Here is a 25,126-nt window from a genome sequence, read left to right on the forward strand (position 1 = left end):
CTCAGTTTGTGGTGCCGCCGGCGCGCAATTTGCCAATGGTGTTGGTGGTGCTTTTTCCGGCGACCAGATCGACCAGCACGACGCGTCCGCCGGCCTTCTGCACCACATCGGCGCCGACCACGGTGTCGACCGTGTAATCGGCCCCCTTGACCAGTATGTCGGGCAGCAGCGCTTCGATCAGCGCCAGCGGCGTATCTTCCTCGAACACCACGACCGCATCGACGGAGGCAAGTGCTGCCAGCACGCAGGCGCGGTCGTGCTGGTCGTTGACCGGGCGCCCGGCGCCCTTCAGTCGCCGCACCGAGGCATCGCTGTTAAGGCCGAGCACCAGCCGGTCGCACTGGCTGCGCGCCGCGTGCAGCAAGCTGACATGGCCGGCATGCAGGATGTCGAAGCAGCCATTGGTGAAGCCGACGCTCAGGCCCTCTTCCTTCCACGCCGCCACCATGCGGGCGGCCGATGTGGCATCGAGGATGGCGTCCTTGTGGGCGGTCGGCCCATGTGAACGGAACAGCGCGCCGGTGAGTTCCTCGACCGTCAGCCGCGCGGTGCCACGCTTGCCCACCACGACGCCACCAGCGGCATTGGCGATCGAAGCGGCCATGACCGTATCGGCGCCCACGGCCAGCGCCAGCGCGAAGCTCGCGATCACCGTGTCGCCGGCGCCCGAAACGTCGAACACTTCGCGCGCCTGGGTGGCAATGTGGCGCGCCTCGTCGGGGCCGACCACGCTCATGCCCTTTTCGCTGCGCGTCGCAACGACGAAATCGAAACCATGTGCCGAAATCAGCTCGCGTGCGGCAGCCACGATCTCGTCATCGGCGAACACCGCATGGCCCGCGGCCTCGCCGAGTTCCTTGCGGTTGGGGGTGATGGCGGTCGCCCCGGCATAGCGCGCATAATCGCGGCCCTTCGGGTCGACCAGCACCGGCTTTCCAGCCTCGCGGCAGATGGCGATCAAGTCGCCGGCGACGCCGTCGAGCAGGATCCCCTTGCCGTAGTCGGACAGGATGACGATGTCGGCGCGCGTCAGTGCGGCGCGGAAATGCCGGATCAGGCCGGCACGCTCCGCGGCGCCCAGCGGCTTGATTTCCTCCTCGTCGAAACGCAGCACCTGCTGGTTGAGCGCGCTGAAGCGGCTCTTCGACGAGGTCATGCGGCCACGCTCTTGCGCCAGGCCCGCCGTATCGGCGCCAAGCTCGCCGAGCATCCGCACCAGGCTATCGCCTGCCACATCGGCGCCGATTACGGAAACGGGAACAGCGGCAGCGCCGAGCGAAACGATGTTGGCCACGACATTGCCGGCACCGCCCATGGTCGAGGTCTCGCCGCGCCCGTGCAGCACCGGGATCGGCGCTTCCGGCGAGATCCGCTCGATGACGCCGTTGACGAAACGATCGAGGATGAAGTCGCCGACCACCAGCACGGTGGCCTGGCCGAACCGCGCAATGGCGCGGTGCAATGGTTCGGGAGAAGGCGGATTGTGCTTGATCATGTCACTGGCAACACAGGGAAAAGGCCGATTTCAATCTCATAAGTGCTCATCAATCGACTGGTCGGATCGCTCATGGCGAAAGCCGATATACCGCAAATTCACGCAGCGCAACGGCAGGCATGATCCCGGCAGGCTCGGGCGGTCAGCTCTTCTGCAGGGCGACATGGACGCCCAGCCCGACCAGCACAGCCCCTCCCGCCCGTTGCATCAGCCGCTGTGCGCGGCTCGAACGCCGCAAACGGCCGATCACGGCGCCCGCCAGGAACACACAGACGATATCGGCCGAGGAGAACATCAGATTAACGATCGTGCCGAGCACGACGAACTGCAGCCAGACCGGAAACGCCGCCGAGGCGTCGATGAATTGCGGCAGGAACGCCATGAAGAAGATCGCTGTCTTCGGATTGAGCACCTCGACGGTGATGCTCTCGAAAAAGGCGCGCCGTGCCGATTTGCGCTCGATGGCAGGCAGCGACGCATCGCCGTCCGCGCGCTTGCGAAACAGCGAGACGCCAAGCCAGATCAGATAGAGCGCGCCGACCAGCTTGACCGCCAGGTAGAGGGTCGGCACGGCATGAAACAGCACCGACAGCCCGGCAGCCGCGGCGAAAACATGCACGTAGCCGCCCAGATGGATGCCAAGTGCCGCCGTCAGGCCGGACCAGCGGCCGCGCGCCATCGTCTGCGCGGCGGCATAGAGCATGGCCGGGCCTGGAATGTAGGCGAAGATCGCCGTGGTGGCGAAAAACGCGATGAGCAGTTCGGTCGATGGCATTTTTGGTCCCTCACGATCGTGCTCTGTTCTGTCGATTCAGTCCGCGCGCGGGATGGCTTTGGACTGACCCGTGCGGACAACCGCAGTAAAAGCGAACATAATTTTCTTGTGAAATGACGGGCTGAACGCGCCGATTCGCGCACCCGGCTCGAAATAGGCTGACGCTTCCAGGATATCATGATTGTACTCGTCGACCATGACCCAAAGGGGCATAGGGTCGAGGCCCGCACGGTGGCGTTCAATTTCCGGGATGCTGACGGCAACGCGATCACGGCCCGGCTGCGTGGAAGTGATTGCAAGGATGAAGAGGTTCGTACCGCCGGCTTTCCCAGGAAGGACAGCCACAAAGGCTACAGGCCGTGACTTCCGGCCTTCGGTCTCGCCGTCTCCGTGTTGGCGATGCCAAAGATATGGATATCGCCAGACGTCCGCAGCGGCGGGTTTAATCACGGTCCAATTCCGCGGCGTACTCCTCAAGCATCTCGACATGTTCGGTCGGGGCATCCTCCGCAGCGTAGACGCGGCGGCTGTCGTTGCCGAAGCGCGCTTCGTAGGCCTCGATGCTCATCAGGACGTATCTCGGCTTGTTGTGGCGAGTGATGGAGACCGGCTGCTGGCTGGCAGCTGCAAGCACATCTCCAAGATTCTGTTTCAGATCGGTCGATGGATAGTTTTTCATGGGATGTCCCGTTTTGTCCATAATAGACAAAACAGACAAAACAGACAAGCCCATAAAAATGGCAGGACAGGCACATGCCTGGCTTTATCGACAGCCCGCCTAGCCTCCCCTATAAGGGCCGGAATCGCAAGCAACCAGAGGCCCTTCATGATCATCGTCACGGGCGGCGCCGGCATGATCGGCTCCAACATCGTCGCCGCGCTGAATGCCGAAGGGCATGACGACATCCTCGTCGTCGACGACCTTACCGACGGTCACAAGATCGCCAATCTTGCCGATCTCAAGATCGCCGACTATCTCGACAAGGACGACTTTCTGCCCCGCATGGAGGCAGGCTCGCTCGGCCGCATCGAGGCCGTCTTCCACCAGGGCGCCTGCTCGACCACCACCGAGTGGAACGGCAAGTTCATGATGGAGGTGAACTACGCCTTCTCGAAACGGCTGCTGCACGCAAGCCAGGCGCTGCGCGTGCCCTTCCTCTACGCCTCCTCGGCTTCCGTCTATGGCGGCGGCTCGGAGTTTCGCGAGGATCCGGCGCTCGAGCGGCCGCTCAACGTCTACGCCTATTCCAAGAAGCTGTTCGACGACTTCGTCAGGCGCACTGTCTTCGATACCGACCATTCACAGGTCGTGGGCTTGCGTTACTTCAACGTCTATGGCCCGCGCGAAGCGCACAAGGGCGCCATGGCCTCCGTCGCCTTCCATCTGTTCAACCAGGTCGAACGCGGCGAGAACCCGAAACTGTTCGGCGCCTATGACGGCTTCGGGCCCGGCGAACAAAGCCGCGACTTCATCCATGTCGGCGACGTCGCCGACGTCAATCTGTGGCTGTGGAAACAGGGCTCAAGCGGCATCTTCAATTGCGGCACCGGCCGTGCCCAGCCCTTCCGCGCCATAGCCGAAACAGTGATCGACACGCTGGGCAAGGGCGAGATCGAGTTCATCACCTTCCCCGACCATCTCAAGGGCAGCTACCAGAGCTTTACGCAAGCTGATATGTCCCGTTTGCGCGCGGCCGGTTACAATGGCCAATTCCGGACAGTGGAAACCGGTGTCAGAGACTATGTCGAATGGCTGAAAGCCCAACGATCCTCGTGATCGGCCCACGCTGGGTGGGCGACATGGTGATGGCGCAGTGCCTGTTTTCGGCGCTGAAGGAGTTGCATCCCAACGCCGCCATCGATGTGCTGGCGCCGGCCTGGGCAGCGCCGCTGGTCAACCGCATGCCCGAAATCCGCCAGCAGATCGACTTTCCGCTCAAACCCGGTGCGCTCGAATTCACCCATCGGCGACGCTTCGGCCGCCTGCTGCGCGGCCGCTACGACATCGCCTATGTCCTGCCGGGCAGCTGGAAGTCGGCGCTGATCCCGTTCTTTGCCCGCATTCCGCGCCGGGTCGGCAACCTGCGCGAGATGCGCTATGGCCTGTTGACCGACATCGTGCCATTGCCCGACAGCATCAAACGACGCACCGCGCAGGCCTATTTCGGCCTTGCCCAGGGCGGTGGTTTCCGGGCGCCACGGCTTAGCGTGGACACGAAAAACCAGGTCGACCTGCTCGGCCGGTTCGGCCTAGCGCCGCAGAAATTCGTGGCCCTGATGCCCGGCGCCGAATTCGGCCCGGCCAAGCGCTGGCCCAGCGAAAGCTATGCCGGGCTTGCCCGCGATTTCATGGGCAAAGGCTTGAAGGTCGCTCTGTTCGGCTCGAAGAACGACTGCGACGTGACGGCGGAGATCGCGGCCCTGGCCCCCGGCGTCGTCGATCTCGCCGGACAGACGCGGCTGGAGGACGCCATCGACCTGATATCCGCCGCAAGGCTGGCCGTGTCCAACGACAGCGGGCTGATGCATGTCGCGGCCGCCGTCGGTACGCCGATCGTCGCCGTCTACGGCTCGACCTCGCCCGAGAACACGCCACCGCTGGCCGAGCACCGGGAACTGGTCTGGCTTAGCCTGTCGTGCTCGCCCTGCCACCAGAAGGTCTGCCCGCTCGGCCACCTCAACTGCCTGAAGACGTTGGAAGTCGGCCAAGTCGCGGCAGCGGCGGAGCGGCTGCTGGACATCCCGGCAGCGGCATGAAGGTGCTGATCGTCAAGACGTCATCGATGGGCGATGTCATTCACACCTTTCCGGCCGTCGAGGATGCCCGTCGCAACCGCCCGGACCTGACCTTCGACTGGTGCGTCGAAGAGGCATTTGCCGGTATCGTCGCGCTTCACCCGGCGATCGACCGGATTCATACGGTGGCGATCCGGCGCTGGCGCAAGGCGCTGCTCGACGGCGCCACCTGGCGCGAGGCGGCCGCCCTGCGCCGGACCTTGCGCGATTGCCGGTACGACCTCGTCATCGATGCGCAAGGCCTCCTGAAATCGGCTCTGGTGGCAAGACAGGTGGGCTCCCCCATTGCCGGCTTCGACCGTTCGAGCGCGCGCGAACCTTCTGCGACGCTGTTCTACGATGCCACTTATCCCGTGCCGCGCGACCTGCACGCCATCGAACGGACACGGCGGCTGTTCGGGCTGGCGCTCGGCTATCAGCCCGATCTTTCGACCCTGGACTCCGGCATCGTGCCGCCCGCCGGCACTCTGGCGGGCCTTTCTGGAAAAACCGCCTTCCTGCTGCACGGCACCAGCCGCGAAGACAAGAAATGGCCGGCCGAAGACTGGATTGAAACCGCCCGCCTGCTGGCTGAACGTGGGATGACGCCGGTCACCACATGGTCGAACGAGCGCGAGAAGGCCATGGCCGAAGCCATTGCCAAGGCAGTGCCGTTAACAGTTGTGGTGCCAAAGTCACCGCTGGCCGACATCGCTGCGTTCATCGGCCGCTCGGAACTGGTCATCGGCGCCGACACCGGGCTGACCCATCTCGCCAGCGCCTTCGGCCTGCCAACGGTTGCGGTGTTCCTGGCGACCGAGCCAGGGTTGACGGGGCCTCGCGGGCAATATGCGTCGACGCTCTTGGCCCCGCCCGGGAAGCGCGTGATGCCGGCGGAGGTGGTGGCGGAGGCAGAAAGGCTGGCGGGACTCCAGGTCCTTGGCAAGGCCAACGCTGGCAAGAACTGAAGTCAATCGGAAAGGCTGGCGCTGCCCTCATCCGCCTGCCGGCACCTTCTCCCCGTATAACGACGGGGAGAAGGGATCTGAACGCAAGGCCAGCGTCTATTCTGCTACGTTGAAAATTGGCGAAATCGTCGATGAGAGCATCTTTCTCCCCGTCACTATACGGGGAGAAATGCCCGGCAGGGCAATGAGGGGCGGCGCAAACCTCAGCTTAAAAGTCGCAGCCGCTCCCCCCTCGAATTCCCTAGATGAACTGCACCTGGACGATCTCATACCCCCTGGCACCGCCGGGCGCATTGACTTCGATGGCGTCGCCGACTTCCTTGCCGATGAGCGCACGCGCGATCGGCGAGGAGATCGAGATGCGGCCGGACTTCACGTCCGCCTCCTGGTCGCCGACGATCCGGTAGGTCTTCTTTTCCTCGGTGTCCTCGTCGACCAGCACCACGGTGGCGCCGAACTTGATCTTGTCGCCGCTGAGCTTGCTGACGTCGATCACTTCGGCGCGCGCGATATAATCTTCAAGCTCGTTGACGCGGCCCTCGTTGAGGCTCTGCGCCTCTTTGGCGGCATGATATTCGGCATTTTCGGACAGGTCGCCATGCGAGCGCGCTTCGGAGATCGCCTCGATGATGCGCGGCCGCTCTTCCTGCTGGCGCCAGCGCAGTTCTTCCTTCAATGACGCGAACCCCTCGCCTGTCATCGGGACCTTGTTCATGATGCCTGACCTTTCCTGCTGCCACCCCCGCGTTTCGGGGAAAGCCTTGTCGATGGTACAAAAAGAAAACGGGTCCGGCAGCCTCGGGCTAACGGAACCGTTCACCGCAATTTCCCTGAATATAGCAATCTTCGCCGGTTTTTCACGCCCAAAAATCGGTTTTGTAAAAATCATCCCCGCATTCATCAGCCGGGGGCGGTGAATGAGACTGGGGCAACAAAAAAGCGGCCGCGATCGCTCGCGGCCGCTTTAAAGAGCCCTGGAATCTTTTCAGCTTCTCATGAAATGGTCGATCTGCTCGGCCAGCATGCCGTATTCGCGCGAACCCTTGCCGGTCCGCTTCTCGATTTCCCTCAGCTGTTGCTGGGCGCCGGCCAGATCGCCGATCTGCAGATGCGCTTCGCCGAGATATTCACGCACCAGCGTGTAGTTCGGATCGATGCGCAGCGCTTCCTCGTAATAGCCGAGGCCGACTGTGACGCGGCCGGAATGGCGGTGCGAATAGCCGAGATAGTTGAGGATGCGCGGATCCTGCTTGTTGGCGGCAAGGCTGAGCACGGCGATCGCCTCGTCATAGCGCCCGGCCATCGCCAACGCATGGCCAGCATCATAGATGCTGTCGTCGTCGAGCATGCCCTCCTGGGGTGCGACGCACTTTTTCTTCTTCTTATCCCAGACTTCGCCCTTCTTGCATTGGGTGACGGTCTGATCGCTGCCGCCACTGTCACCGCCGGCGGCGAACACCGGAACGGCAAGGAACTGCAGCGCGACAAGGGCAGTCGCCGCCTGGATCAGCACTCTTTTATGCATCGAAACCTCCTGGAGGGGTGAGAATGCAACACTAACGCCGGTCGGCTTGCGTTTCATCCCGGAAAATTACGTGCGGGAGAACATCAGGTGACGGATGCCGCAAATCCGCTATCATCCGGCAAACGACCTGAGGGAGACGGCCCTTGCAGCGGCGGCTTGAAAAGGACTGGGAGCTTTCGATCGGCCCCGACACGGTGCGCCTGTTCATCCTCAAGGCCAAGGCGCTGAGTGCGGCCGTCAATGAAGACTATGCCGATGGCGCCGAGCACGAGGTCGAACTCGACGGCGAGTCCCATGTCAACCATCACCATGACGGCCTTGCCGAGGAAAGCTCGGAGAATCTGACCGAGGAAGAGCTGCGCGAGCTGATAAACGACCTCAATGTCGATGAAGCAGCCGAGCTGATCGCGCTGGCCTGGGTCGGTCGCGGCGACTACGACGCCACAGAATGGGCGGACGCGCTGGCGGCAGCGCGCGAACGCGCCAACAAGCGCACCGCGAAATACCTGCTCGGCATGCCGCTGCTCGCCGACTGGCTGGAGGAAGGGCTGGAAGCGATCGGTGCGTAACGACACGGTTACCGTTCGTGATGGGGCCAAGGCAACTTTCCTCGCGTCGGCGCCGTTGACGGCGATGGGGTCGATTGTCTTTTCCCGAACATTCAGGATCGCGTTCGCCATGGCCGTCACGGCCTTGCTGATGATGCCGGCCGAGGCGAGACATCGCCATCGGCATCACGAGCCGTTGACGCCGAGGATAGAGCAGCCGTTGACACCAAGAGCCGAACAGCCCCTTAAACCGCGAGGCGGAAAGCGCCTGAAACCACGACGACACCGGTCGGTGACGCCGAAGCAGGCACAGCAGAAAACGCTGCCGCCGCTACCCTTGCCTGCCGATGTGCCGATGCCCAGACCCGGCATTTCGGGATCCGGACCCGCCATTCCAGTGCCGGAACCACGCCCGGCGGACGCTGCGAACACCGCCGGCGCGCCCGACCGTTCCAATGAAGAAAAATCCCGCCAGGAAAAGCAGGCACTTCCCGAGCCGCCGGCTCCCGAACCCTCAGCCGATACGGAAAGCGAACCGGAGCCGCCCGCGGTCGCGCCAACGCCGACACCAAAACCCGACATCGCGGAGCCCGAGGCTCAGCCGCCCAACATTGGCCCGCAGCCGTCGCAAAAGCCGGCCGATGCAGACGACGAGAAGATGCTGCCAGACCCGCGCTCGGCCGACATGCCCGATGAAAAAATGCCGGCCGAGGAAGTCGCATGCCGCGAACGGCTGAAGATGCTCGGCGTCGAATTCGAAGAACACAAGGCGGAAAGCCAGGCCGAAATCGGCTGTTCGATCCCCTATCCCATCGTGCTGAAGACCCTTGGAAAGTCCGTCGCCATCGGCCCCGCCACCGAGCTCAACTGCAAGATGGCCGAGGCAATGGCGCGTTTTGCCGCCGATGTCATCCAGCCGGCTGCGAAAGCCGAATTCGGTGCGGACCTGAAATCGATCGGCCAGGCGTCGGCTTTTGTCTGCCGGCCACGCAACGGCACACGAAAACTGTCGGAACACGCGTTCGGCAACGCACTCGACATCGCCAGCTTCACGCTGTCGGACGGCAAGAAGATCGAGGTCGGCCCGGCGCCGCCCGAGAAGGACGCCAAATTCCTCAACGCCGTGCGCAAGGCCGCCTGCGGACCCTTCAAGACGGTGCTCGGTCCGGGCGCCGATCCGGATCATTCCCTGCATTTCCATCTCGATCTCGAACCGAGACGGCATGGCGGAACGTTCTGCCAATAGCCGGAAGCGCACTCAGGAAGTTGGGCTAATATCTATTGCATAGCGCTCGGGGGAAGCGGCTTGTCGATCTCGGCCTTCATGATCAAAACACCACGTGTAAAATCATCAAAATCTTCGATACTCATGCTGCAAGTCTCTTGGACCAAACTTCTATGTCGGAATTGAACCACAACATATTTCTGCTGGCCCCTGTCCAGCTTCAGAAGAAAGGCAAACGAATAGGGGCTCCTACGCAGAGTTACATATACTTCACGCAGATCACGGGCGGTGAAGAACCGTTTTATCGCACGCCACATTGGCATTTCTCCCCCTCCAACAGCAATTGGTATAGGTTAGGCAAGCGACCCTGTCGAAGATAAATTGCCTTCCGCAATGATCCGCGTGCCGCAATTCGGCCGCAGGCATGAACGCGGACGCTGAGTTTTCCTTTACCCTTGATCGTTAAAATGCCGGATATCCATCAACGGGATTCCGCCAATGGCCGGCAAATTTCGGGCCGTGTTTTTCGCCGCCGCGCGCCAGTCAAAATATGCAGCAAGGCTGACCGCCGGCCTGGCGCTGGCGGCGCTTTCCGCCTGCAACACCGGCAGTGTGCTGTCGCTGGAGCCGGCCGTCGACGTCGGCGCGCAGACGGCTGCCGTGCCGCAATATGCCGGCATGCAGAAGCTTGTCCCTTCCAATCCGTACATGACGCAGGCCGCTTATCCGCGCATGGACGAGCCGATGTCGCCCGTCGAGCAGATGCCGGCCAGCGAAACCGACTGCCGGCAGCAATTGAAGCGCCTCGATGTCGCCTACACCGACCTGGCGCCGATCCATGAAGGCCAGTGCGGCATCGATTATCCGGTCAAGGTTTCGGCCATCGGCAACATCCAGATGAAACCCGCCGCGACCCTGACCTGCGACATGGCCGCCACCTTTGCCGGCTGGACGAAGAACGAGCTCGTCCCCTCCGCCCGCTGGCGTTATTTCTCCGGCGTCAAGACCATCCACCAGGGCTCCAGCTATTCCTGCCGCAGGATTGCCGGCGAAGGTGTACTGTCCGAGCACGGCAAGGGCAATGCGCTCGACGTCATGAGCATCGAACTCAACAATGGCGACGACATCGACGTGCGCAAGCCCGGCCTGTTCGCCTTCCGCACCCGGGGCTTCCTCAACAATGTACGCGCCGACGGCTGCCAGTATTTCACCACCGTGCTCGGCCCCGGCTACAATTACGACCACCGCAACCATTTCCATTTCGACATCAAGAACCGCAAGAACGGTTATCGCGCCTGCCGTTAGAAAGAGATCAGCCTAGTCGGCGCCACCGGTTGAAGCGGCGATTTGCCGTGCGACCAAGTCCTGGATGCGCCAGAGATTCCGGTCGCGGATGCCGCTCTCTTCAAGCTTGCTCACGGTCCTGAACAAATACTGCGCCGAAGAGCCCCAATGACCGGCAGCCCGTGCCAGAGTGTCGGCAACCTGCTCCAATGGCAACCGGCCGGCATAGGCCCTGCCATCCGGCGCCGCGACGAAGGCCAAGGCATGCAGCGGCCCGTCCTTGGTCTTGACCTTGATCCAGCATGGCACGTTGGTTGGCGGGTTGGCATCGATCTCGCGGCGCATCAACTGGCCGAGTTGCCCGAAATGGTCTTCCGCGGGCAGCCGATAGACGATGCCGTTGCAACTGCCGCCTCGATCGAGCGCCAGCATCAGGGCCGGCAAATCACGGGTTCCGCGCCAGCGGGTCAGCTTCAGGCAAAACGAGCGGTGCCATCCCGGCGCCGTGGCCGGGCGCTGCTCGACATGGGCGAATTCGGGGTTCCAGATCAACGACCCGTAGGCAAAGACCCAAAGCGTGTCGGGACGATGCTGCGAAAGCAGCTTTTCGACCAGGCCATCGAACTCCGCATCGGTGTGCTCGCTGGTTCCGGGCTCTGGCCCGGGATCAGGCTCGACACGCTCAACTTGCGCGACAAGCTCGGCGGTCAACGCCATTGGCTTGCGGCCTGCCAGCTTCCGCTCCATTGCTGCCCCCACGAAGAAACGATGGCCCACGATAAAGCGGCGGCGCGCTGCTGGCCATTGATTTCCAGGGTCCCTCGGGCAAAAGATACCGCACGGATCGGGCGGCGTTCATGAGCCAGCGAAGTTTTCGGCGACGCGTTGCAATCTGGGTGGCGACCTTGCTGGCCGCCTATCTGGCGCTCGCCTATTTCGCCGCACCGGAATTCTGGACGTTTCACGATCGCGGCTTTCGCAAGCACAGCTTCGAGATGGTGACGCACACGCCGCAAGGCATTCCGGGCGATCCCATCAATGTCGGTCTTGTCGGTACGCGAAAGGAAGTAGTCCACGCCTTCGCCATCGCCGGCTGGGACACCGCCGACGCCGTGACCCTGAAGACCGCGATCGAAATCGGTGAAAGCGTGCTGTTCGACCACCCCTACCCCGATGCGCCGGTCAGCAGGCTGCTGTTCGATGGCCGCGCCCAGTATCTCGCCTTCGAAAAGCCGGAGGGCCTCAGCGCCGACCGCCGGCATCATGTGCGCTTCTGGCAGACCGAGGCAAGCGGCGACGATGGCCGGCCGCTGTGGCTGGGCTCGGCCAGCTTCGATCGCGGCGTCGGCCTCAGCCACGACACCGGCGCCGTCACCCACCATATCGGCCCCGACATCGACGCCGAGCGCGATTTCCTGATGCGCGACCTGGCCACCGCCGGCACGCTGATCTCGACCAGCGACATATCGGGCGTCGGCGCCACCAGTACGGGCCGCAATGGCGGCGGCGATCCCTATTTCACGGACGGCGAGGCGATTGTCGGCATGTTGAAGCAGCTGCCATGACCCATCGCAAAAGTCAGTTCGTGGTGATCACGATCTTGCCGAACGGCCCTTTCTCCAGATGCTGCAAGGCCTGTGGCACCTCGTCGAAGCCAAAGACCTTGTCGATGACCGGCTTGATCGCCAGCGCCTCGATCGCCTGATTCATACGTTCGAAGGCGCGGCGATGGCCGACCGACAGGCCCTGCACGGTGATGCGGTTGCGCATGAAGGGCACGATAGGGAAGCTGAGCTCCATCGCGCCCAGCAGGCCGATGATCGACAGCCGGCCGTCGGCGGCCAGCGCGTTCAGCGATCGCCGTGCATTGTCGCCGCCGACCATTTCCAGCACGTGGTTGACGCCCAGCCCATTCGTCAGCTCACGCGCGGCCTCGTCCCAGGCCGGTTGCGTGCGGTAGTTGATCCCTTGCCAGGCGCCGAGCTTTCTTGCCCGCTCAAGCTTTTCGTCGCTGCTTGAGGTGACGATGGCGCGCAGGCCGAACGCGGTGGCGAACTGCAGCGCAAACAGCGACACGCCGCCGGTGCCCTGGATCAGAATGGTCTGGCCCGGCACCGGTCTGGTCGCTTCGGCCATGGCGAACCAGGCCGTCAGCGCCGCGATCGGCAATGTCGCGGCCTCGATGTCGCCGAGCGATGGCGGCGCCAGCACCGCGGCGTCCTCGCCGAAGATGACATGATCGGAAAGCATGCCCGACAGCGACGACCCCAGCGTGTGCTTATGCAGCACTGGCGGTGCGTCGCCATCCGGCCAATCGGCGATCACCTGGCCGAGCACGCGCTGGCCGACATGAAAGCGGCTGACCGCACTGCCGACGGCCACCACTTCACCCACCGCGTCGGATGTCGGCACGAAGGGAAAGGCAAGATCGGGGATCAGCACGCCGTCTACGATCATCTTGTCCTTGTAGTTGAGTGACACGGCCTTGGTCCGCACCAGCAAATCGTGCGGCCCTGGCTCGGGTACCTTGCCTTCCACCTGGCTTAGCCTCGACAGGCCAAAACCGCTCATCTGCCAGGATCTGTTGATTGGGGTGCTCATGTCGCGTCGCGCTCCGTGCGTTGATGCAGGCGAGACATTTATGCCTTTCGACTATGGAAAATAGTGCTTTCGTGCGGTATAATTTGACACTGATTGCGGACTAAAAGTCGACAATAGGAAATCGCCATGGAAACGGCCGACCTGCAAGGCATCGTCGCGTTCGTTCAGGCGGTGGAGGCCGGCAGCTTCACCAGCGCCGGCGAGCGGCTGCATGTGACGAAGTCGGCGATCGGCAAATCGATCGCGCAGCTGGAGCAGAGACTCGGCGTTCGCTTGCTGAACCGCACCACCCGCAGCCTCAGCCCGACCAGCGAAGGCGTCAGCTATTATGAAGCTTGCGTCCGGGCCCTTGCCGAGATCGAAGCCGCACAGTCGCTGCTTGCCTCGCGCCGGCAGGTCCCGTCTGGCCGGCTTCGGATCGACGTGCCGCTGGCCTTCGGCCGACGCTGCGTCGCCCCCGTGCTGTTCGAGATTTCGAGGGAATTTCCGGACCTGACGGTGGAAGTCTCCTTCAATGACCGCCGCGTCGACCTGATCGAGGAGGGCATCGACCTGGCGATCCGCATGGGCGAACTCGACGACAGCCTGTCGCTTGCGGCCAGGCGCCTCTACGCCCAGCGCTCGGCCATATGCGCGGCTCCCGACTATCTCGACAGGCATGGCCGGCCGCAATCGGTCGAGGATCTCGCCGATCACAGCGTCATTGGCTACGGTCGCGAGGGCATCGTCCGTCCCTGGGTGATCAGGCATTCCGACGGCCATCTCGCAACCTTCATGCCCAAGGCGCGACTCGTTCTCGGCCATGGCGAACCGATGCTGGATGCAGCGCTCGCCGGCTGCGGCGTCGCCTTCCTGCCGACATGGCTGGCCGCCGACAGCCTCAAAAGCGGCGATCTCGAAATGGTGCTGTCGGACTGCCTGGTCGAGAACATCGTCGTGCATGCCGTCTGGCCGGTAACGCGCGCGCTCACGCCAAAGGTACGGGTTGTCGTCGACGCCCTCGTCGAACATTTTTCGACGCCGCCCTGGGATGCCGCGTGACCGAAATGCCGGTCATTTCTCAAAAATCACGTCAGACTATTTTCGAAGACCGCGCCGCAATGCTATTGACCGCTCATGTTATACGTAGAAATCGCTATCGTGGTCGTCCTCATCTGTGTGAACGGCCTTCTGTCGATGTCCGAACTTGCCATCGTCTCGTCGCGACCGGCCCGCCTGAAAGCGATGATCGACCGCGGCATCAATGGCGCCGGCCGCGCGCTCGAGCTTGGCTCGAATCCCGGCAAGTTCCTCTCCTCGGTGCAGATCGGCATCACCCTGGTCGGCGTCCTCTCCGGCGCCTTTTCCGGCGCCACGCTCGGCGAACGGCTGGCGCAGTTCCTGGCCTCGACCGGCATCCGCGAGACCGTCGCCGATCCGCTCGGCGTCGGCATCGTCGTCGCCATCATCACCTATTTCTCGCTGATCGTCGGCGAGCTGGTGCCCAAGCAGATTGCCTTGCGCGACCCAGAGCGGGTCGCCGCCAGGGTCGCTCCGGCAATGACCATCCTCGCCACCATCTCGGCGCCGCTGGTCTTCCTGCTCGACTTCTCCGGCCGCACCATATTGTGGCTGCTCGGCCAGCGCGGCGAAAGCGAGGAGAAAGTCACCGATGAGGAGATCAAGATGCTGGTCGCCGAGGCCGAGCATCACGGCACGATCGAATCGGACGAGCGGCGCATGATCGCCGGCGTCATGCGGCTTGGCGACCGCGCCGTGCGCGCGGTGATGACGCCGCGCACCGAGGTCGACTGGATCAATCTGCAATCCGACGAGGCGGCCATCCGCAAGCTGCTCATGGAAACCCAGCATTCGCGCCTGCCGGCAGGCGACGGCGGCGTCGATGTCATGATCGGCGTCGTCCAGACGCGTGACGTGCTGGCCGCACTGCTTGCCGGCCGCGTGCTCGACCCGCGCAGGCATGTTCGCGCAGCCCCCATCGTCTACGACCAGGCCGACGCGCTGGATGTGCTGCAGAAGCTGAAGGAATCCGACGTGCCGATGGCGCTGGTGCATGACGAATACGGCCATTTCGAAGGCATCGTCACCCCGGCCGACATTCTGGAAGCCATCACCGGCGTGTTCCGCGCGGACACAGACGCCGGCGACGAGGAGAACGCGGTCAAGCGCGAGGACGGCTCATGGCTGCTCGCCGGCTACATGCAGGCCGACGAGATGGCCGACATTCTCGGCATCGACCTGCCGGAAAACCGCGATTACGAAACCGTCGCCGGTTATGTGCTGTCGCACATGCACCATCTGCCGGCCACTGGCGAATGCGTCGACGCGCAGGGCTGGCGCTTCGAGGTGGTCGATCTCGACGGCCGCCGCATCGACAAGCTGATCGCCACCCGCCTGCCCGGCGCCCACCGCGAGGCGGTGCGCTGATTGTCCACGCGATTGCGGCATTCGCTCTATCGTTCCCAGAAGGACTTGGCGATCTCTCCCTCGACCTGCTCTATCGTCAGGCCGATATCGTCGATCAGATGCGGATTGTCCTTCGACATCTGCCTGAGTTGCCAGCGAAAGCGTATCCGTTCGCGCCAGGTCCGATCGTGCCAGCTCGCTATGATGCTTCGCAGGGTCTTCAGGAGCCGGCGCGATGCCGGCCGCACGGGCGTTCCCGGTCGCGCTGCACAACGTTGGGCTGATGCAAGTGTATTGGTCATGGCAACCTCCATATGGTTGAGGGCCTAGGGCTCTCGACGAGGTTGAATTCTGCAGGATACGGACGGCGCCGTAATTAAGCCCTCCCAAATAGTTCTCAAAACTTCCAAACGAGCTAGAGCAGTTCACCGGCTCACGGAACCGGTAACCTACTCTAACCCTTTGTTTTGACGCAATTCCGAACAGAAAACCGCTTCACACTTTTCCTGGAATTGCTCTATAGATGCGCCTATGGGATCGCGTTTTGCCTTTGGTCCGTTCGTGCTTGATCCGGGTGCGGGAACGCTGCTTCGGAACGACGTCCCCGTTGCCGTTGGCTATCGCGGGCTGAGCCTGCTTGCAGCACTCGTCGGGCGGCCCGGTGAAATCTTGGGAAAGGCCGAGTTGATGGACGCTGCATGGCCGGGCACGGCCGTGGAGGAAGGCAACCTCACCGTCCAGATCGCGCAGTTGCGCAAGCTGCTTGGTCCTGTCGGCGAGAACGGCGAATGGATATCCACCGTTCCGCGCGTCGGCTACCGTTTCACGGGGGCCCTCGAACAGCTCGGCGAGGCCAAGCGAAAACCCTTGCCGCTGCCCGACAAACCATCGATAGCCGTGCTGCCCTTCGTCAATTTCAGCAACGATCCCGAGCAGGATTCCTTCGTGGACGGGTTGACCGAAGACCTGATCACCGACCTGTCCAGGATCTCCGGCCTGTTCGTCATCGCCCGCAACTCGACCTTTGCCTACAAGGGAAAAGCGATGGACGTGCGCGAGATCGCCGGGGACCTTGGCGTGCGCTACCTGCTGGAAGGCAGCGCAAGACGCGCCGCGGGGCGCGTGCGCATCAACGCACAGCTGGTTGACGCGGTGAGCGGCGATCATCTGTGGGCGGAACGCTTCGATCGCGGCCTGGACGACATCTTTGCCGTTCAGGACGAGGTGACGGCCAAGATCGTGGAGGCATTGCTTGGCCGTCTGCGCACGCTGCCGCCGCGCAACCGGCCCAGCAATCTCGAGGCTTACGATCTCTGCGTGCGGGCGCGCAAGCTGATCGACGACTCGCCGCAGATGGCGCAGGAAGCGCATCTGATGCTGACGCGCGCGGTGTCGCTCGATCCCGGATACGCCGAGCCCTATCGCTGGCTTGCCATGAACCACTGGATGGGACAGGTGCATTGGGGCGGACCAACCGAAGCTGCCCGCAGCGTTGCCTTGGAGCTGGCGCGCAAGGCTGTGGCGATCGATCCCAACGATGCTGGCTGTCGCTGGATCCTGGCCTACCTGCTTGCCTATGAGCGCAGCTTCGCCGAGGCGGATGCCGAATTCGCCAAGGCGATCGAGCTCGACCCGAACGAGGCCGACACCTGGGCGGCATTGTCCGACATCGCGGTCCTGGCCGGCCGGGTCGAAGAGGGTCTCGAGCACATCCGCAAGGCGTTCCGGCTGAACCCGTTTCCGGCGAGCTGGTACTATCTGACGCTCGGCCAGGCGCAATATGCGGCGCGCGACTATCAAGCCGCTATCGAGACGTTGCGCCGTGACGAGACCTATCGCACAAGCTCACGCCGTTTCCATGCGGCAAGCCTGGCGCAACTCGGCCGGCTGGACGAGGCGCGCGCGGAGGCCGAGCTGTTTCTCGTCGGCAACCCGCATTTCACAACCCATCACTGGGCGACGACCGAGCCATTCCGCGACGCCGCTACGCTCGAGCATTTCGTCGATGGTTTTCGCAAGGCCGGTCTTCCGGAGTGACGCGCCGGCATCCGGCCTGCCGCAGCAAAAGCGACGTGGCTAACCCGGGTCTAGGCATGGGCATGATCTCGGTGGCGCGAGACCTTCTCGCGGTTACCGCAGGTGCGCATGCTGCACCAGCGCCGCTTGCCGCCTCGCGACGTATCCAGGAAAAGCCAGCCACAGCGAGGGCAGGAATGCAGCCTGTCGCGCGGCAGGGTGAAGAACGCTTCGATGGACAGCATGGCCAGCAAGGCGGTGACGGCGTCCGGGTCCCGCCACCGGGCAAGGGCAAGCTTCGGCCTGGTGCCATCCAGCTCGATGGAGCCGGCGGCAAGCGAGCTTGCCGTGCGCGTGAATAACACGCCTAGAGCAATTCCAGGAAAAGTGTGAAGCGGTTTTCCGTCCGGGATTGCGTCAAAACAAAGAGTTAGAGCAGCTCGCCGTTTCCGTGAAACGGTGACATGATCTAGCGGTTCGTCCGCAGACGGTTTGCCCGCAGCGCTCGACTCGAAAACCTGAAATGACGCCTCCCGCACTTCGCGCACGCGCTCCACGAACCGCCCATCCGTTATCTCGGCAACGGCCTGCGCCTGGCGATCATCGGCAAGCCCTGAGGCGTTGAACCAGTTCGCAACATCCCGGACGGACTTAAACAGTTCATTATCAGCTGCTGGCACCCGCCGGTCGAACACGGCGTTCGACAGGTCCAAAGCGGGATGCCCGCCTATGAAGTGATCCGGCACCCATTCGGTGTGTGCATGGCTCACGGAACATAACCTCATTACCTGCATTATACGGTTACAAGATGAATCACTATCACACCGATATACGGTGTCAAAGCCACCCCAGATCGGCGCCAGGCCCTGGAGAGAGAGGATGTGCAGCAATCGTTACAAGACCCGCCACCAGACCATCAATGTCGACGGCCTCGACATCTTCTACCGCCATGCCGGCGACCCGGGCAGACCGGCAATCCTGCTGCTGCACGGATATCCGACTTCGTCGCACGTCTATCGCAATGTCATCGAACCGCTGGCGGAGACAGCCTATGTCGTGGCGCCGGACCTGCCCGGTTTCGGCTTTTCGTCCGCCCCTTCCATTGATACTTATGACTACAAGTTCGAGAACCTGGCTAACATGATCGAAGCCTTCATCGAGGCCCTCGGCCTCCAGCGATTCTTCCTCTACATCACTGACTTCGGCACGCCCGTCGGCTATCATCTCGCCACACGGCGGCCGGATCGCATCCTCGGCCTGATCGCGCAGGACAGCAATGCTCATGACGAGGGGCTAGGACCGGAATGGGACGCGCCGAAGGCGTTCTTCGCCGAACCGACTGAAGAAAACCGCGCCAAACTGCCGGACTGGATGAATTTCGAGGGGACCCGAAACCAATATATCGGCGGTCTCCCCGAGCGTCTGAAGGTGTTGTTTCCGCCCGAGGGTTGGTATCTCGATACGGAGCGCCTGGCGAGGCCCGGCAACACCGGCATTCAGTTCGAACTCTTCACCGATTATGGCTCGCACATCGCCCGCTTCCCGGCCATCCAGGCCTATCTCCGCGACCAACAGCCAGCATGCCTCGTGCTATGGGGACGGCACGACGCCTTCTTCGCGCTGGACGAGATCATGGCCTACAGCCGCGACCTCGACGCAGTCGAAATCCATGTCTTTGAGAGCGGACACATGCTTCTCGAAACGCATCATCGCCAATGCGCGGCTCTCATCGCTCACTTCATGCACGAGGTGGAGACGGGGGTATTTCGCGAACCTGCCGGGCGCTGAACGTCGGCGCTCAAACCGCCACTTCTATGGGCTCGGCAAGCCTGGGGTTGGCTCGCGCCGCGATCAGGCAGCCGGCGACGATCAGGCATGCTCCGGTCAAGGTGGTCCAGGTCGCCTCCTCGCCGAAGAAGAACCAGCCGAGCGCGACCGCCCAGATGAAGGCCGAGTATTCCGTCGGGATCAGATATTGCGCTTCGGCGCGGGCGTAGGACCAGCTCATCAGGAACTGCCCGGCAAGCGACAGCACCGTCACCCCGGCCAAAGGAAGCCAAAGATTGCTCGGTAGGGCGACGGCAAGCCAGGGTGCTGCGAGGCCGAGGAGGATGGCAACGCAAAGGTTCTGGAACAGCATGATCTCGATGGGCTTGGCCAACTGCGCCTGTTGCCGGGCGAGGATCAGATTGTAGCCGTAGAACACCGTCGACACGAGCACCGCTGCCGTGCCGAGCATGGCATCTTGCGAATAGTCTGCCTTCCCGAACTGACCGGCCATGATGATGGCGACACCGGCAATGCCGGCCAAAGATGCCCACACAGCCTGGCGCCGGATCCGTTCGCCCAGCAGCAGCGCGGCGAGAAACAGGGCAAACAAGGGCGCCACGAAACTGAGCCCGATCGCCTCCGCGAGCGGCAGCCTGGCCAAGCCCCAGAAGAAGGATATCAGGACGATGCCGACAATCGCGGCACGCAGCGCATGCAGCCTCAGCACCGGAACGGTTGGCGTTAGGCGCGGTCCCGCCAACCAGGCCGCGCCCGCGACCACGGTCGCGACCATGCTGCGCCATAGCAAGGTGTTGTAGACGCCGACCGCGATGACCAGGATCTTCATCGCCGCATCCATCCCGGACAGCAGGAAGATCGCAAGCGCGCAAACGAGCACCGGGATCATCGGGGAAACGGCGCCGGTCAGGCTGGATGTCTTCACGGCTTCACTCATGTGACGGATTGCAGCCGGATATATCAGGCCACAGGGCGCGACCAGATGGCAGTCCCGTCGATGTAGCAGTCCAACCCCGATTGGCGTCGTGTTCGCGGCTATCGCCATATCAGGGTATCAGTACCACCTTCCCGGTCGACCGGCGCTCATCCAGCAACCGGTGCGCTTCCCCGGCCTGGTCGAGCCGGAATCTGCCGCCGATCGTGACCTGCAGTTGGCCGCCTGCCGCCATTTGGAACAGTTCGGACAGGCTGGCTTTCAGCACATCGGCAGACAGCAGCGGCAGCAGCGCGAAACCCCTGAGTGACTGGTTGCGGCCGATCAACTGCTCCAGATCGGAGGCAGCGAGGCCAAAGCGCCCGAGCGCAGCAAACACCAGTTCGCCGCCAGGCGCCAAGGCCTCAAGCAAGGCAGCGGTCAGCGCACCGCCGACTGTGTCGTAGATGACGTTGGCGCCCTCCCCGCCGGTGAGGTCGCGGACGCGAGCGGGCCAGTCCGGCTTGGTATAGTCGACTGCGGCATCGGCGCCGAGCGACAAGACGAAATCCAGCTTTGCCTTGCCGCCGGCGGCTGCGATCACCTGGCGTGCGCCCTTCAGCCTGGCCAGTTGGACAAGCAGCGTTCCCACACCGCCCGATGCGGCCGGCACCAGCACCGCCTTGTCATCGGGCGGGCTTTGCCGAAGCAGATGAAGGGCCGTCAGCCCCTGCACCATCAGCGCCGTGGCAGCCTCGAACGGCAGCGCATCCGGCAGCGGCACGACGAGATCGGCTGACATCGTCACCTGCTCCGCATAGCCGCTGTGGGGACGCTGCGACATGAACAAAGGCGCGGCCACGCGGCGACCCAGCAATTGTGCATCCACGCCTTGCCCGACGGCCTCGACGACACCCGCCGCCTCGACGCCCGGGATCATCGGCAGTTGCGGCGTCACCGCGTAGCGGTTCGCGCGCATCAGCACTTCGAAGAAGTTGATCCCGGCGGCGTGGACACGGATCAGCACCTCGCCGGACTGCGGCACCGGCGCCGGCAGATCGACCACCTCCAGCACCTCGGGACCACCGAAGCGGCTGAGTTGAATGGCTTTCATGGCAAACTCCGATAGCACTGGCATCGGCAGCGGTTTGCCACTATCTGCGGAGCCTCGACTACACACTCATTTGTCCCCTGCTGACCAGGAGGTGACCATGCCAGATCCCAAGAGAATGCCGATCAAAAGACTGCCGATGCTGCCGGCGGAACGGGCGCTGAAAGTGATCGCGGGTCGCTGGAAGGCGGTTATCCTCTACCATCTCTTCGATGGTCCCCGGCGCCTGTCGGCGCTCAAGACGCTGATGCCGGGCATCACCCAGAAAGTGCTGATCCAGCAGCTGCGCGAAATGGAAGAGCACGGCCTGGTCAGCCGTGAAATCTTCGCCGAAGTGCCATCGCGCGTCGAATATTCGGCGACGCGCCTCGGCCTCAGCCTCGAGCCGATCCTGCTGGCGCTCTGCCAATGGGGCCAGCACCACGCCGACGAGTTGAACGAGACGAACCGCCTCGCAGACTGCATCATACGGCCGAGGCAGGCGACGCATGCACAAATGGCATAAATCGAATTGACGGGGCGACGCGGGCTGCCCGTCGCAGGTTGTCGATGTCCACAGAACGGATCGAAAAAATGCGCCGCATAGCTTCAGGCGATCTTTATCAGACCTACGATCTTGGTGACTTGCGCATCACCTCCTTGCGCGATGGCTATGTCGACATGCCGATCGGACGGCTTCGGCAACGCGGCGACAAGCCATTTGGCGATGAATTGCCGCAACAAGTCGCGTTGGTTGGTGGTCAACTCAGGCTTTCCGTCAATGCCTTCGCGATTGACGATGGAAACGGGATCATCTTGATCGATACCGGCGCCTCGAACGCCTGGCATCCCACCATGGGCCGACTTCCCGAGGCGCTGGACGAAGCTGGCATCGATGCAGGACGAGTCCGTACCGTCTGCTTCACCCACACGCATCTCGACCACATCCATGGTCTTGTGCTTGCCGACGGCCGCGACGCTTTCCCGCGCCTGGCGCGCTTGCTCGTTCCCGGGGAAGAACTCGGCTTTTTTCGCGCCGAAGCGCGGCTCGAACGATTTCACGGCATGGCGGAACCCTTCGAAGCCGGAGACCGTATCGGGACACATGTCGACATTGTCGGCGCTCATGGCCATGAAGCGGGACACAGCTGCTTTCGTGTTTCTGCCGGCGGCGAACGCATTCTGATCTGGGGCGACACCGTTCACGTCCCATCGCTTCAGTTCGATCGACCTGAGGTGACATGGGAATTCGACGCCGATCAGGACCAGGCGCGCGAAAGCCGGTTGCGGTTGCTGGCGCTTGCAGCCGACGATCATTGTTTCGTCGCCGGCGCGCATCTGGATTCGCCCGGCATCGGCCGCGTCGTCCGATCCGGCGCCAGCTTTCAATTCGAGCCGCTATAATTGAAAAAGGGCGGCGCAAGCGCCGCCCCGGATCCTTGGGAGGATAATTCGAATTGGCGGTCAGGCCGCCTTGACTTCCTCGGCAACGGCGTCGGCCTGACGCGCTGCCTTGAGCACCTTGGCCCACCACGCAACATCGTTGACCAGCGCGGTGGCGGCCTGGTTCAGATGCTCGAGGTCTTCCAGCTTCTTCTCGCCCTGGCGGACGGCGAGGAAATCGCCCCAGGCGATATGGACGGCCGACTTGACCGGCGCCATCTGCAATTCGACGGCATACAGTCTAAGCTGTTCGACGGCACGCGAGCCGCCGACGCTGCCATAACCGACGAAGCCGGCCGGCTTCTTGTTCCATTCATTGGCGGCGTAGTCGATGGCGTTCTTCAGCACGGCCGTCGGGCCATGATTGTATTCGGCGGCGGTGAAGATGAAGCCGTCGAATTCGGCGACCTTCCTCTGCCAGCGCTGCGCCACTTCGTTCTGCGACGGCGCCCAGGCGGAGGATGCGACCTCGTCGAAGAACGGCAGCGGGAAGTCGCGCAGGTCGACGATCTCGACATCGATGTCGGCGTGCGACTTGGCGATCTTGGCGATCCACTGGGTTGGCACATCGGCGAAACGAGCGGCGCGCGTCGATCCGACGACGATGGCAATTTTGGGTTTGGACATAAGGGCTCTCCTTGCACGAAGTACTGGTATCATTTGGATACCTGCGCTATATGAGATACTGCAAACGCGATGCACAAGAAGGCACTTTTTTGTTACCGAGGCACCCACACCGCACCGAGGACTGCCGCGCCATCTCGGAAATTCTGCAGCGCGTCGGCGACAAATGGACCGTTCTGGTCGTCGGCAAGCTGGGCGACGGACCGATGCGTTTCAATGAATTGCGCGCCGCCGTCGGCGGCATCTCGCAGAAAATGCTGACCACCACCTTGCGCGGCCTGGAGCGTGACGGCTTCGTCACCCGCACCGTGTTTCCAACCATTCCGCCGCGCGTCGATTATGAGCTGACCGAGCTCGGCCACGAGTTGCTGATCCCCGTCAGCGCACTGAGCGAATGGGCGCGCGCGAACACCATGCGCGTCAAGGCGGCGCGCGAAAAATTCGACGGCACGCACGCCTGAAACCCTTGCGCCGCAAGGGATTCAGCCCCGCACGCAACATCGGCTTGCCTGATCGGAAATTCTATCTCGGCTGCGCGGATCGTTGCCCGAATGCACGCGCCGTTTTGGCTGGCGGATTGCCGCTCATGCCGTCCGCTGACGGCTGCCGCTCAGGCTCCTGACATGCGGACATCGCATCGCGCCGCGGCACAGGTATCACACCGTGCGCCCCGCTCGCCGGGAGCCTTGTCCTCATGCGTGCAGGCAATGCGCGAGATGTCTTCCTTCACCTCCGCGTAGGCGGTCACGCCGAGCAGGCAGGTCGTCGCGACAAGAGCTGCCACCAGCCAACCGTTCAGCAGATGTTGACGCATTGTCTCTCCTCCGATTGCAGCAGGATCGGGCATGGAGGCAACCGTTGGATGTCGCGAAACGGGTCTCCCGGAGGGGCACTGTTACAAATGACCAAGCGTGGGAGAAACGGCTTGCGTCAGCCTTCGGCAGGAACCGCTTTTGGCTTGCCCTCGCCATCCAGCGCCACCATGACGAAATCGGCATGGGTGACCTTTTCCATCAGGTCGGAGAGGTAGCGCTGCGCCCAGGCCTCGACCTTGAGCGTCATCGAGGTGCGGCCGACGCGTTCGACATGGGTGTAGATGCACAGCGTGTCGCCGATCTTCATCGGCTTGGCGAAGGACATTTCCTTGACCGCAGCCGTCACCACGCGGCCCTTGGCGCGCTCGGCGGCACGGATGCCGCAGGCGAGGTCCATCTGCGCCATCACCCAGCCGCCGAAAATGTCGCCGGCCGCATTGGCATCCGAAGGCATGGCCAGGGTGCGCAGCGTCAGATCGCCGAGCGGCCGTCCTTCAGCGTAGTGCACCATGAGAGAATTCCTTCGAGACCGGCCGCCCTCGATCCCGTATCGTCACGGCGCCCCAAGGTCAACGCGCCACGACATGGCCACAGGCTCCGAACTGACAAAGACCTGCGACAGCCGGGTCGCGGTGTCGGCAGCTTTTTTGCCGGCAGCTTTTCACGATAGGAATTTTTTCTTGACTCGGTGACCTCAGCTATGGTACATTTTTGCCTATGGTGCTGATTTGCGCCAGTGACCCGCCGCACTGAACTGACCCCTTAAAGTTGGACAGTTTAAGGTGGCGGCAGATTTAAGGGCTGGGTTCTGTATTGCACAGGGCTCAGCCCTTTC

General features: G+C 63.0%; 30 protein-coding genes. 15 read left to right on the plus strand and 15 right to left on the minus strand.

Annotated elements, in window-relative coordinates; genetic code table 11:
* Position 1: 1 nt before the first annotated feature.
* The 4 genes from rfaE1 to NKJ04_RS21290 all read right to left on the minus strand — a co-directional run bounded on the left by rfaE1 (position 2) and on the right by NKJ04_RS21290 (position 2,949).
* Positions 2-1,495, minus strand: coding sequence for a D-glycero-beta-D-manno-heptose-7-phosphate kinase (gene rfaE1 / locus NKJ04_RS21275; protein WP_352677316.1), 1,494 nt, complete (start codon positions 1,493-1,495; stop codon positions 2-4).
* A 142-nt stretch (positions 1,496-1,637) separates the two neighbouring features.
* The gene (locus NKJ04_RS21280; RefSeq protein ID WP_352555052.1) at positions 1,638-2,270 is read right to left on the minus strand and encodes a LysE family translocator; all 633 of its coding nucleotides are present in this window, start codon (positions 2,268-2,270) and stop codon (positions 1,638-1,640) included.
* A 36-nt stretch (positions 2,271-2,306) separates the two neighbouring features.
* A complete protein-coding gene (locus NKJ04_RS21285; protein WP_236382885.1) occupies positions 2,307-2,720 on the minus strand; it encodes a hypothetical protein in 414 nt (137 codons plus the stop codon).
* Positions 2,713-2,949 carry a type II toxin-antitoxin system Phd/YefM family antitoxin gene (locus NKJ04_RS21290; RefSeq protein ID WP_023809741.1) on the minus strand — a complete coding sequence of 79 codons (237 nt, stop codon included), beginning with the start codon at positions 2,947-2,949 and terminating at the stop codon, positions 2,713-2,715. Before NKJ04_RS21290 ends, NKJ04_RS21285 begins: the two co-directional genes overlap by 8 nt.
* A 147-nt stretch (positions 2,950-3,096) precedes the next feature.
* Between NKJ04_RS21290 and rfaD the strand changes: the two genes are divergently transcribed.
* Genes rfaD through waaC form a run of 3 tightly spaced genes read left to right on the plus strand, consistent with a single transcriptional unit; the run spans position 3,097 to position 6,013 of the window.
* Positions 3,097-4,047, plus strand: a complete 951-nt coding sequence (gene rfaD / locus NKJ04_RS21295; protein ID WP_352677317.1) for an ADP-glyceromanno-heptose 6-epimerase — start codon at positions 3,097-3,099, stop codon at positions 4,045-4,047.
* On the plus strand, positions 4,020-5,027 hold the full coding sequence (waaF, locus tag NKJ04_RS21300; RefSeq protein ID WP_352677318.1) for a lipopolysaccharide heptosyltransferase II: 1,008 nt from the start codon (positions 4,020-4,022) through the stop codon (positions 5,025-5,027). Before rfaD ends, waaF begins: the two co-directional genes overlap by 28 nt.
* Positions 5,024-6,013 (plus strand): lipopolysaccharide heptosyltransferase I, encoded by a 990-nt coding sequence (waaC, locus tag NKJ04_RS21305; protein ID WP_352677319.1) that lies wholly within the window; start codon positions 5,024-5,026, stop codon positions 6,011-6,013. The genes waaF and waaC overlap by 4 nt, the downstream gene beginning before the upstream one ends.
* Before the next feature lie 241 nt (positions 6,014-6,254).
* On the opposite strand, the gene greA is transcribed toward waaC, so the two are convergent.
* The gene (gene greA, locus NKJ04_RS21310) at positions 6,255-6,728 is read right to left on the minus strand and encodes a transcription elongation factor GreA (protein WP_013530066.1); all 474 of its coding nucleotides are present in this window, start codon (positions 6,726-6,728) and stop codon (positions 6,255-6,257) included.
* On the opposite strand from greA, the gene NKJ04_RS21315 reads away from it, so the two are divergent.
* Complete coding sequence (locus tag NKJ04_RS21315) at positions 6,727-6,930, plus strand: hypothetical protein (protein WP_352677320.1); 204 nt, start codon at positions 6,727-6,729, stop codon at positions 6,928-6,930. The genes greA and NKJ04_RS21315 overlap by 2 nt on opposite strands.
* 68 nt (positions 6,931-6,998) lie before the next feature.
* On the opposite strand, the gene NKJ04_RS21320 is transcribed toward NKJ04_RS21315, so the two are convergent.
* A complete protein-coding gene (locus NKJ04_RS21320) occupies positions 6,999-7,538 on the minus strand; it encodes a tetratricopeptide repeat protein (protein ID WP_352629983.1) in 540 nt (179 codons plus the stop codon).
* A 143-nt stretch (positions 7,539-7,681) separates the two neighbouring features.
* On the opposite strand from NKJ04_RS21320, the gene NKJ04_RS21325 reads away from it, so the two are divergent.
* From NKJ04_RS21325 to NKJ04_RS21335, 3 genes are all read left to right on the plus strand, one after another.
* Positions 7,682-8,107, plus strand: a complete 426-nt coding sequence (locus NKJ04_RS21325) for a DUF3775 domain-containing protein (RefSeq protein ID WP_013530064.1) — start codon at positions 7,682-7,684, stop codon at positions 8,105-8,107.
* A 187-nt stretch (positions 8,108-8,294) separates the two neighbouring features.
* Positions 8,295-9,332 carry an extensin-like domain-containing protein gene (locus NKJ04_RS21330; protein ID WP_352677330.1) on the plus strand — a complete coding sequence of 346 codons (1,038 nt, stop codon included), beginning with the start codon at positions 8,295-8,297 and terminating at the stop codon, positions 9,330-9,332.
* Between the two features lie 477 nt (positions 9,333-9,809).
* The gene (locus tag NKJ04_RS21335; RefSeq protein ID WP_352677321.1) at positions 9,810-10,616 is read left to right on the plus strand and encodes an extensin-like domain-containing protein; all 807 of its coding nucleotides are present in this window, start codon (positions 9,810-9,812) and stop codon (positions 10,614-10,616) included.
* Between the two features lie 12 nt (positions 10,617-10,628).
* Here the strand turns inward: NKJ04_RS21335 and NKJ04_RS21340 are convergent, their stop codons facing one another.
* Positions 10,629-11,342, minus strand: a complete 714-nt coding sequence (locus NKJ04_RS21340; protein ID WP_023809747.1) for a gamma-glutamylcyclotransferase — start codon at positions 11,340-11,342, stop codon at positions 10,629-10,631.
* A gap of 110 nt (positions 11,343-11,452) precedes the next feature.
* Between NKJ04_RS21340 and NKJ04_RS21345 the strand changes: the two genes are divergently transcribed.
* Entirely contained in the window at positions 11,453-12,160 is a 708-nt protein-coding gene (locus tag NKJ04_RS21345; protein WP_352677322.1) for an LssY C-terminal domain-containing protein, read from the plus strand.
* A gap of 13 nt (positions 12,161-12,173) precedes the next feature.
* Here the strand turns inward: NKJ04_RS21345 and NKJ04_RS21350 are convergent, their stop codons facing one another.
* Complete coding sequence (locus NKJ04_RS21350; RefSeq protein WP_352440404.1) at positions 12,174-13,196, minus strand: zinc-dependent alcohol dehydrogenase family protein; 1,023 nt, start codon at positions 13,194-13,196, stop codon at positions 12,174-12,176.
* A 126-nt stretch (positions 13,197-13,322) separates the two neighbouring features.
* Here NKJ04_RS21350 and NKJ04_RS21355 point away from each other — a divergent pair, with 126 nt between their 5' ends.
* Both NKJ04_RS21355 and NKJ04_RS21360 read left to right on the plus strand, forming a co-directional pair.
* A complete protein-coding gene (locus tag NKJ04_RS21355; RefSeq protein WP_352677323.1) occupies positions 13,323-14,237 on the plus strand; it encodes a LysR family transcriptional regulator in 915 nt (304 codons plus the stop codon).
* 75 nt (positions 14,238-14,312) lie between these two features.
* Complete coding sequence (locus tag NKJ04_RS21360; protein ID WP_023809751.1) at positions 14,313-15,623, plus strand: hemolysin family protein; 1,311 nt, start codon at positions 14,313-14,315, stop codon at positions 15,621-15,623.
* Positions 15,624-15,649: 26 nt separating this feature from the next.
* Here the strand turns inward: NKJ04_RS21360 and NKJ04_RS21365 are convergent, their stop codons facing one another.
* The gene (locus NKJ04_RS21365) at positions 15,650-15,904 is read right to left on the minus strand and encodes a DUF1127 domain-containing protein (protein ID WP_023809755.1); all 255 of its coding nucleotides are present in this window, start codon (positions 15,902-15,904) and stop codon (positions 15,650-15,652) included.
* A gap of 229 nt (positions 15,905-16,133) precedes the next feature.
* On the opposite strand from NKJ04_RS21365, the gene NKJ04_RS21370 reads away from it, so the two are divergent.
* Positions 16,134-17,639 (plus strand): winged helix-turn-helix domain-containing tetratricopeptide repeat protein, encoded by a 1,506-nt coding sequence (locus NKJ04_RS21370; protein WP_352677324.1) that lies wholly within the window; start codon positions 16,134-16,136, stop codon positions 17,637-17,639.
* A gap of 50 nt (positions 17,640-17,689) precedes the next feature.
* Here the strand turns inward: NKJ04_RS21370 and NKJ04_RS21375 are convergent, their stop codons facing one another.
* The gene (locus tag NKJ04_RS21375; RefSeq protein WP_352677325.1) at positions 17,690-18,388 is read right to left on the minus strand and encodes a CGNR zinc finger domain-containing protein; all 699 of its coding nucleotides are present in this window, start codon (positions 18,386-18,388) and stop codon (positions 17,690-17,692) included.
* 109 nt (positions 18,389-18,497) lie between these two features.
* Between NKJ04_RS21375 and NKJ04_RS21380 the strand changes: the two genes are divergently transcribed.
* On the plus strand, positions 18,498-19,406 hold the full coding sequence (locus NKJ04_RS21380) for an alpha/beta fold hydrolase (RefSeq protein WP_352677326.1): 909 nt from the start codon (positions 18,498-18,500) through the stop codon (positions 19,404-19,406).
* A 10-nt stretch (positions 19,407-19,416) separates the two neighbouring features.
* Here NKJ04_RS21380 and NKJ04_RS21385 read toward each other — a convergent pair whose 3' ends face one another.
* Both NKJ04_RS21385 and NKJ04_RS21390 read right to left on the minus strand, forming a co-directional pair.
* Positions 19,417-20,343: a DMT family transporter gene (locus tag NKJ04_RS21385; RefSeq protein ID WP_023809759.1), complete on the minus strand. Its 927-nt coding sequence runs from the start codon at positions 20,341-20,343 to the stop codon at positions 19,417-19,419.
* A gap of 109 nt (positions 20,344-20,452) precedes the next feature.
* On the minus strand, positions 20,453-21,433 hold the full coding sequence (locus NKJ04_RS21390) for a quinone oxidoreductase family protein (RefSeq protein ID WP_352677327.1): 981 nt from the start codon (positions 21,431-21,433) through the stop codon (positions 20,453-20,455).
* A 97-nt stretch (positions 21,434-21,530) separates the two neighbouring features.
* On the opposite strand from NKJ04_RS21390, the gene NKJ04_RS21395 reads away from it, so the two are divergent.
* Together NKJ04_RS21395 and NKJ04_RS21400 are read left to right on the plus strand one after the other, a co-directional pair.
* Positions 21,531-21,935 carry a winged helix-turn-helix transcriptional regulator gene (locus NKJ04_RS21395; protein ID WP_023809761.1) on the plus strand — a complete coding sequence of 135 codons (405 nt, stop codon included), beginning with the start codon at positions 21,531-21,533 and terminating at the stop codon, positions 21,933-21,935.
* 155 nt (positions 21,936-22,090) lie between these two features.
* The gene (locus NKJ04_RS21400; protein WP_352677331.1) at positions 22,091-22,813 is read left to right on the plus strand and encodes an MBL fold metallo-hydrolase; all 723 of its coding nucleotides are present in this window, start codon (positions 22,091-22,093) and stop codon (positions 22,811-22,813) included.
* A gap of 60 nt (positions 22,814-22,873) precedes the next feature.
* Here the strand turns inward: NKJ04_RS21400 and NKJ04_RS21405 are convergent, their stop codons facing one another.
* Positions 22,874-23,479, minus strand: a complete 606-nt coding sequence (locus NKJ04_RS21405; RefSeq protein WP_352677328.1) for an NADPH-dependent FMN reductase — start codon at positions 23,477-23,479, stop codon at positions 22,874-22,876.
* Positions 23,480-23,568: 89 nt separating this feature from the next.
* Between NKJ04_RS21405 and NKJ04_RS21410 the strand changes: the two genes are divergently transcribed.
* Positions 23,569-23,937: a winged helix-turn-helix transcriptional regulator gene (locus NKJ04_RS21410; protein WP_164780174.1), complete on the plus strand. Its 369-nt coding sequence runs from the start codon at positions 23,569-23,571 to the stop codon at positions 23,935-23,937.
* Positions 23,938-24,086: 149 nt separating this feature from the next.
* Here NKJ04_RS21410 and NKJ04_RS21415 read toward each other — a convergent pair whose 3' ends face one another.
* Both NKJ04_RS21415 and NKJ04_RS21420 read right to left on the minus strand, forming a co-directional pair.
* Positions 24,087-24,290, minus strand: a complete 204-nt coding sequence (locus NKJ04_RS21415; RefSeq protein ID WP_352555037.1) for a hypothetical protein — start codon at positions 24,288-24,290, stop codon at positions 24,087-24,089.
* Positions 24,291-24,406: 116 nt separating this feature from the next.
* Entirely contained in the window at positions 24,407-24,802 is a 396-nt protein-coding gene (locus NKJ04_RS21420) for an acyl-CoA thioesterase (protein ID WP_013530049.1), read from the minus strand.
* Positions 24,803-25,126 lie beyond the last annotated feature (324 nt).

Source organism: Mesorhizobium sp. M0618 (genome assembly GCF_040320765.1).
Classification (GTDB): Bacteria; Pseudomonadota; Alphaproteobacteria; order Rhizobiales; family Rhizobiaceae; genus Mesorhizobium.

Coding starts and splice junctions, on each gene's coding strand:
- greA (WP_013530066.1), bottom strand. CDS start 6,728: ATGAACAAGGTCCCGATGACAGGCGAGGGGTTCGCGTCATTGAAGGAA.
- NKJ04_RS21350 (WP_352440404.1), bottom strand. CDS start 13,196: ATGAGCACCCCAATCAACAGATCCTGGCAGATGAGCGGTTTTGGCCTG.
- NKJ04_RS21390 (WP_352677327.1), bottom strand. CDS start 21,433: ATGAAAGCCATTCAACTCAGCCGCTTCGGTGGTCCCGAGGTGCTGGAG.
- NKJ04_RS21360 (WP_023809751.1), top strand. CDS start 14,313: ATGTTATACGTAGAAATCGCTATCGTGGTCGTCCTCATCTGTGTGAAC.
- NKJ04_RS21415 (WP_352555037.1), bottom strand. CDS start 24,290: ATGCGTCAACATCTGCTGAACGGTTGGCTGGTGGCAGCTCTTGTCGCG.
- NKJ04_RS21315 (WP_352677320.1), top strand. CDS start 6,727: ATGATGCCTGACCTTTCCTGCTGCCACCCCCGCGTTTCGGGGAAAGCC.
- NKJ04_RS21280 (WP_352555052.1), bottom strand. CDS start 2,270: ATGCCATCGACCGAACTGCTCATCGCGTTTTTCGCCACCACGGCGATC.
- NKJ04_RS21385 (WP_023809759.1), bottom strand. CDS start 20,343: ATGAGTGAAGCCGTGAAGACATCCAGCCTGACCGGCGCCGTTTCCCCG.
- NKJ04_RS21345 (WP_352677322.1), top strand. CDS start 11,453: ATGAGCCAGCGAAGTTTTCGGCGACGCGTTGCAATCTGGGTGGCGACC.
- NKJ04_RS21340 (WP_023809747.1), bottom strand. CDS start 11,342: ATGGAGCGGAAGCTGGCAGGCCGCAAGCCAATGGCGTTGACCGCCGAG.
- NKJ04_RS21420 (WP_013530049.1), bottom strand. CDS start 24,802: ATGGTGCACTACGCTGAAGGACGGCCGCTCGGCGATCTGACGCTGCGC.
- NKJ04_RS21335 (WP_352677321.1), top strand. CDS start 9,810: ATGGCCGGCAAATTTCGGGCCGTGTTTTTCGCCGCCGCGCGCCAGTCA.
- NKJ04_RS21380 (WP_352677326.1), top strand. CDS start 18,498: ATGTGCAGCAATCGTTACAAGACCCGCCACCAGACCATCAATGTCGAC.
- NKJ04_RS21320 (WP_352629983.1), bottom strand. CDS start 7,538: ATGCATAAAAGAGTGCTGATCCAGGCGGCGACTGCCCTTGTCGCGCTG.
- waaF (WP_352677318.1), top strand. CDS start 4,020: ATGGCTGAAAGCCCAACGATCCTCGTGATCGGCCCACGCTGGGTGGGC.
- waaC (WP_352677319.1), top strand. CDS start 5,024: ATGAAGGTGCTGATCGTCAAGACGTCATCGATGGGCGATGTCATTCAC.
- NKJ04_RS21370 (WP_352677324.1), top strand. CDS start 16,134: ATGGGATCGCGTTTTGCCTTTGGTCCGTTCGTGCTTGATCCGGGTGCG.
- NKJ04_RS21290 (WP_023809741.1), bottom strand. CDS start 2,949: ATGAAAAACTATCCATCGACCGATCTGAAACAGAATCTTGGAGATGTG.
- NKJ04_RS21365 (WP_023809755.1), bottom strand. CDS start 15,904: ATGACCAATACACTTGCATCAGCCCAACGTTGTGCAGCGCGACCGGGA.
- rfaE1 (WP_352677316.1), bottom strand. CDS start 1,495: ATGATCAAGCACAATCCGCCTTCTCCCGAACCATTGCACCGCGCCATT.
- NKJ04_RS21400 (WP_352677331.1), top strand. CDS start 22,091: ATGCCGATCGGACGGCTTCGGCAACGCGGCGACAAGCCATTTGGCGAT.
- NKJ04_RS21395 (WP_023809761.1), top strand. CDS start 21,531: ATGCCAGATCCCAAGAGAATGCCGATCAAAAGACTGCCGATGCTGCCG.
- NKJ04_RS21405 (WP_352677328.1), bottom strand. CDS start 23,479: ATGTCCAAACCCAAAATTGCCATCGTCGTCGGATCGACGCGCGCCGCT.
- rfaD (WP_352677317.1), top strand. CDS start 3,097: ATGATCATCGTCACGGGCGGCGCCGGCATGATCGGCTCCAACATCGTC.
- NKJ04_RS21355 (WP_352677323.1), top strand. CDS start 13,323: ATGGAAACGGCCGACCTGCAAGGCATCGTCGCGTTCGTTCAGGCGGTG.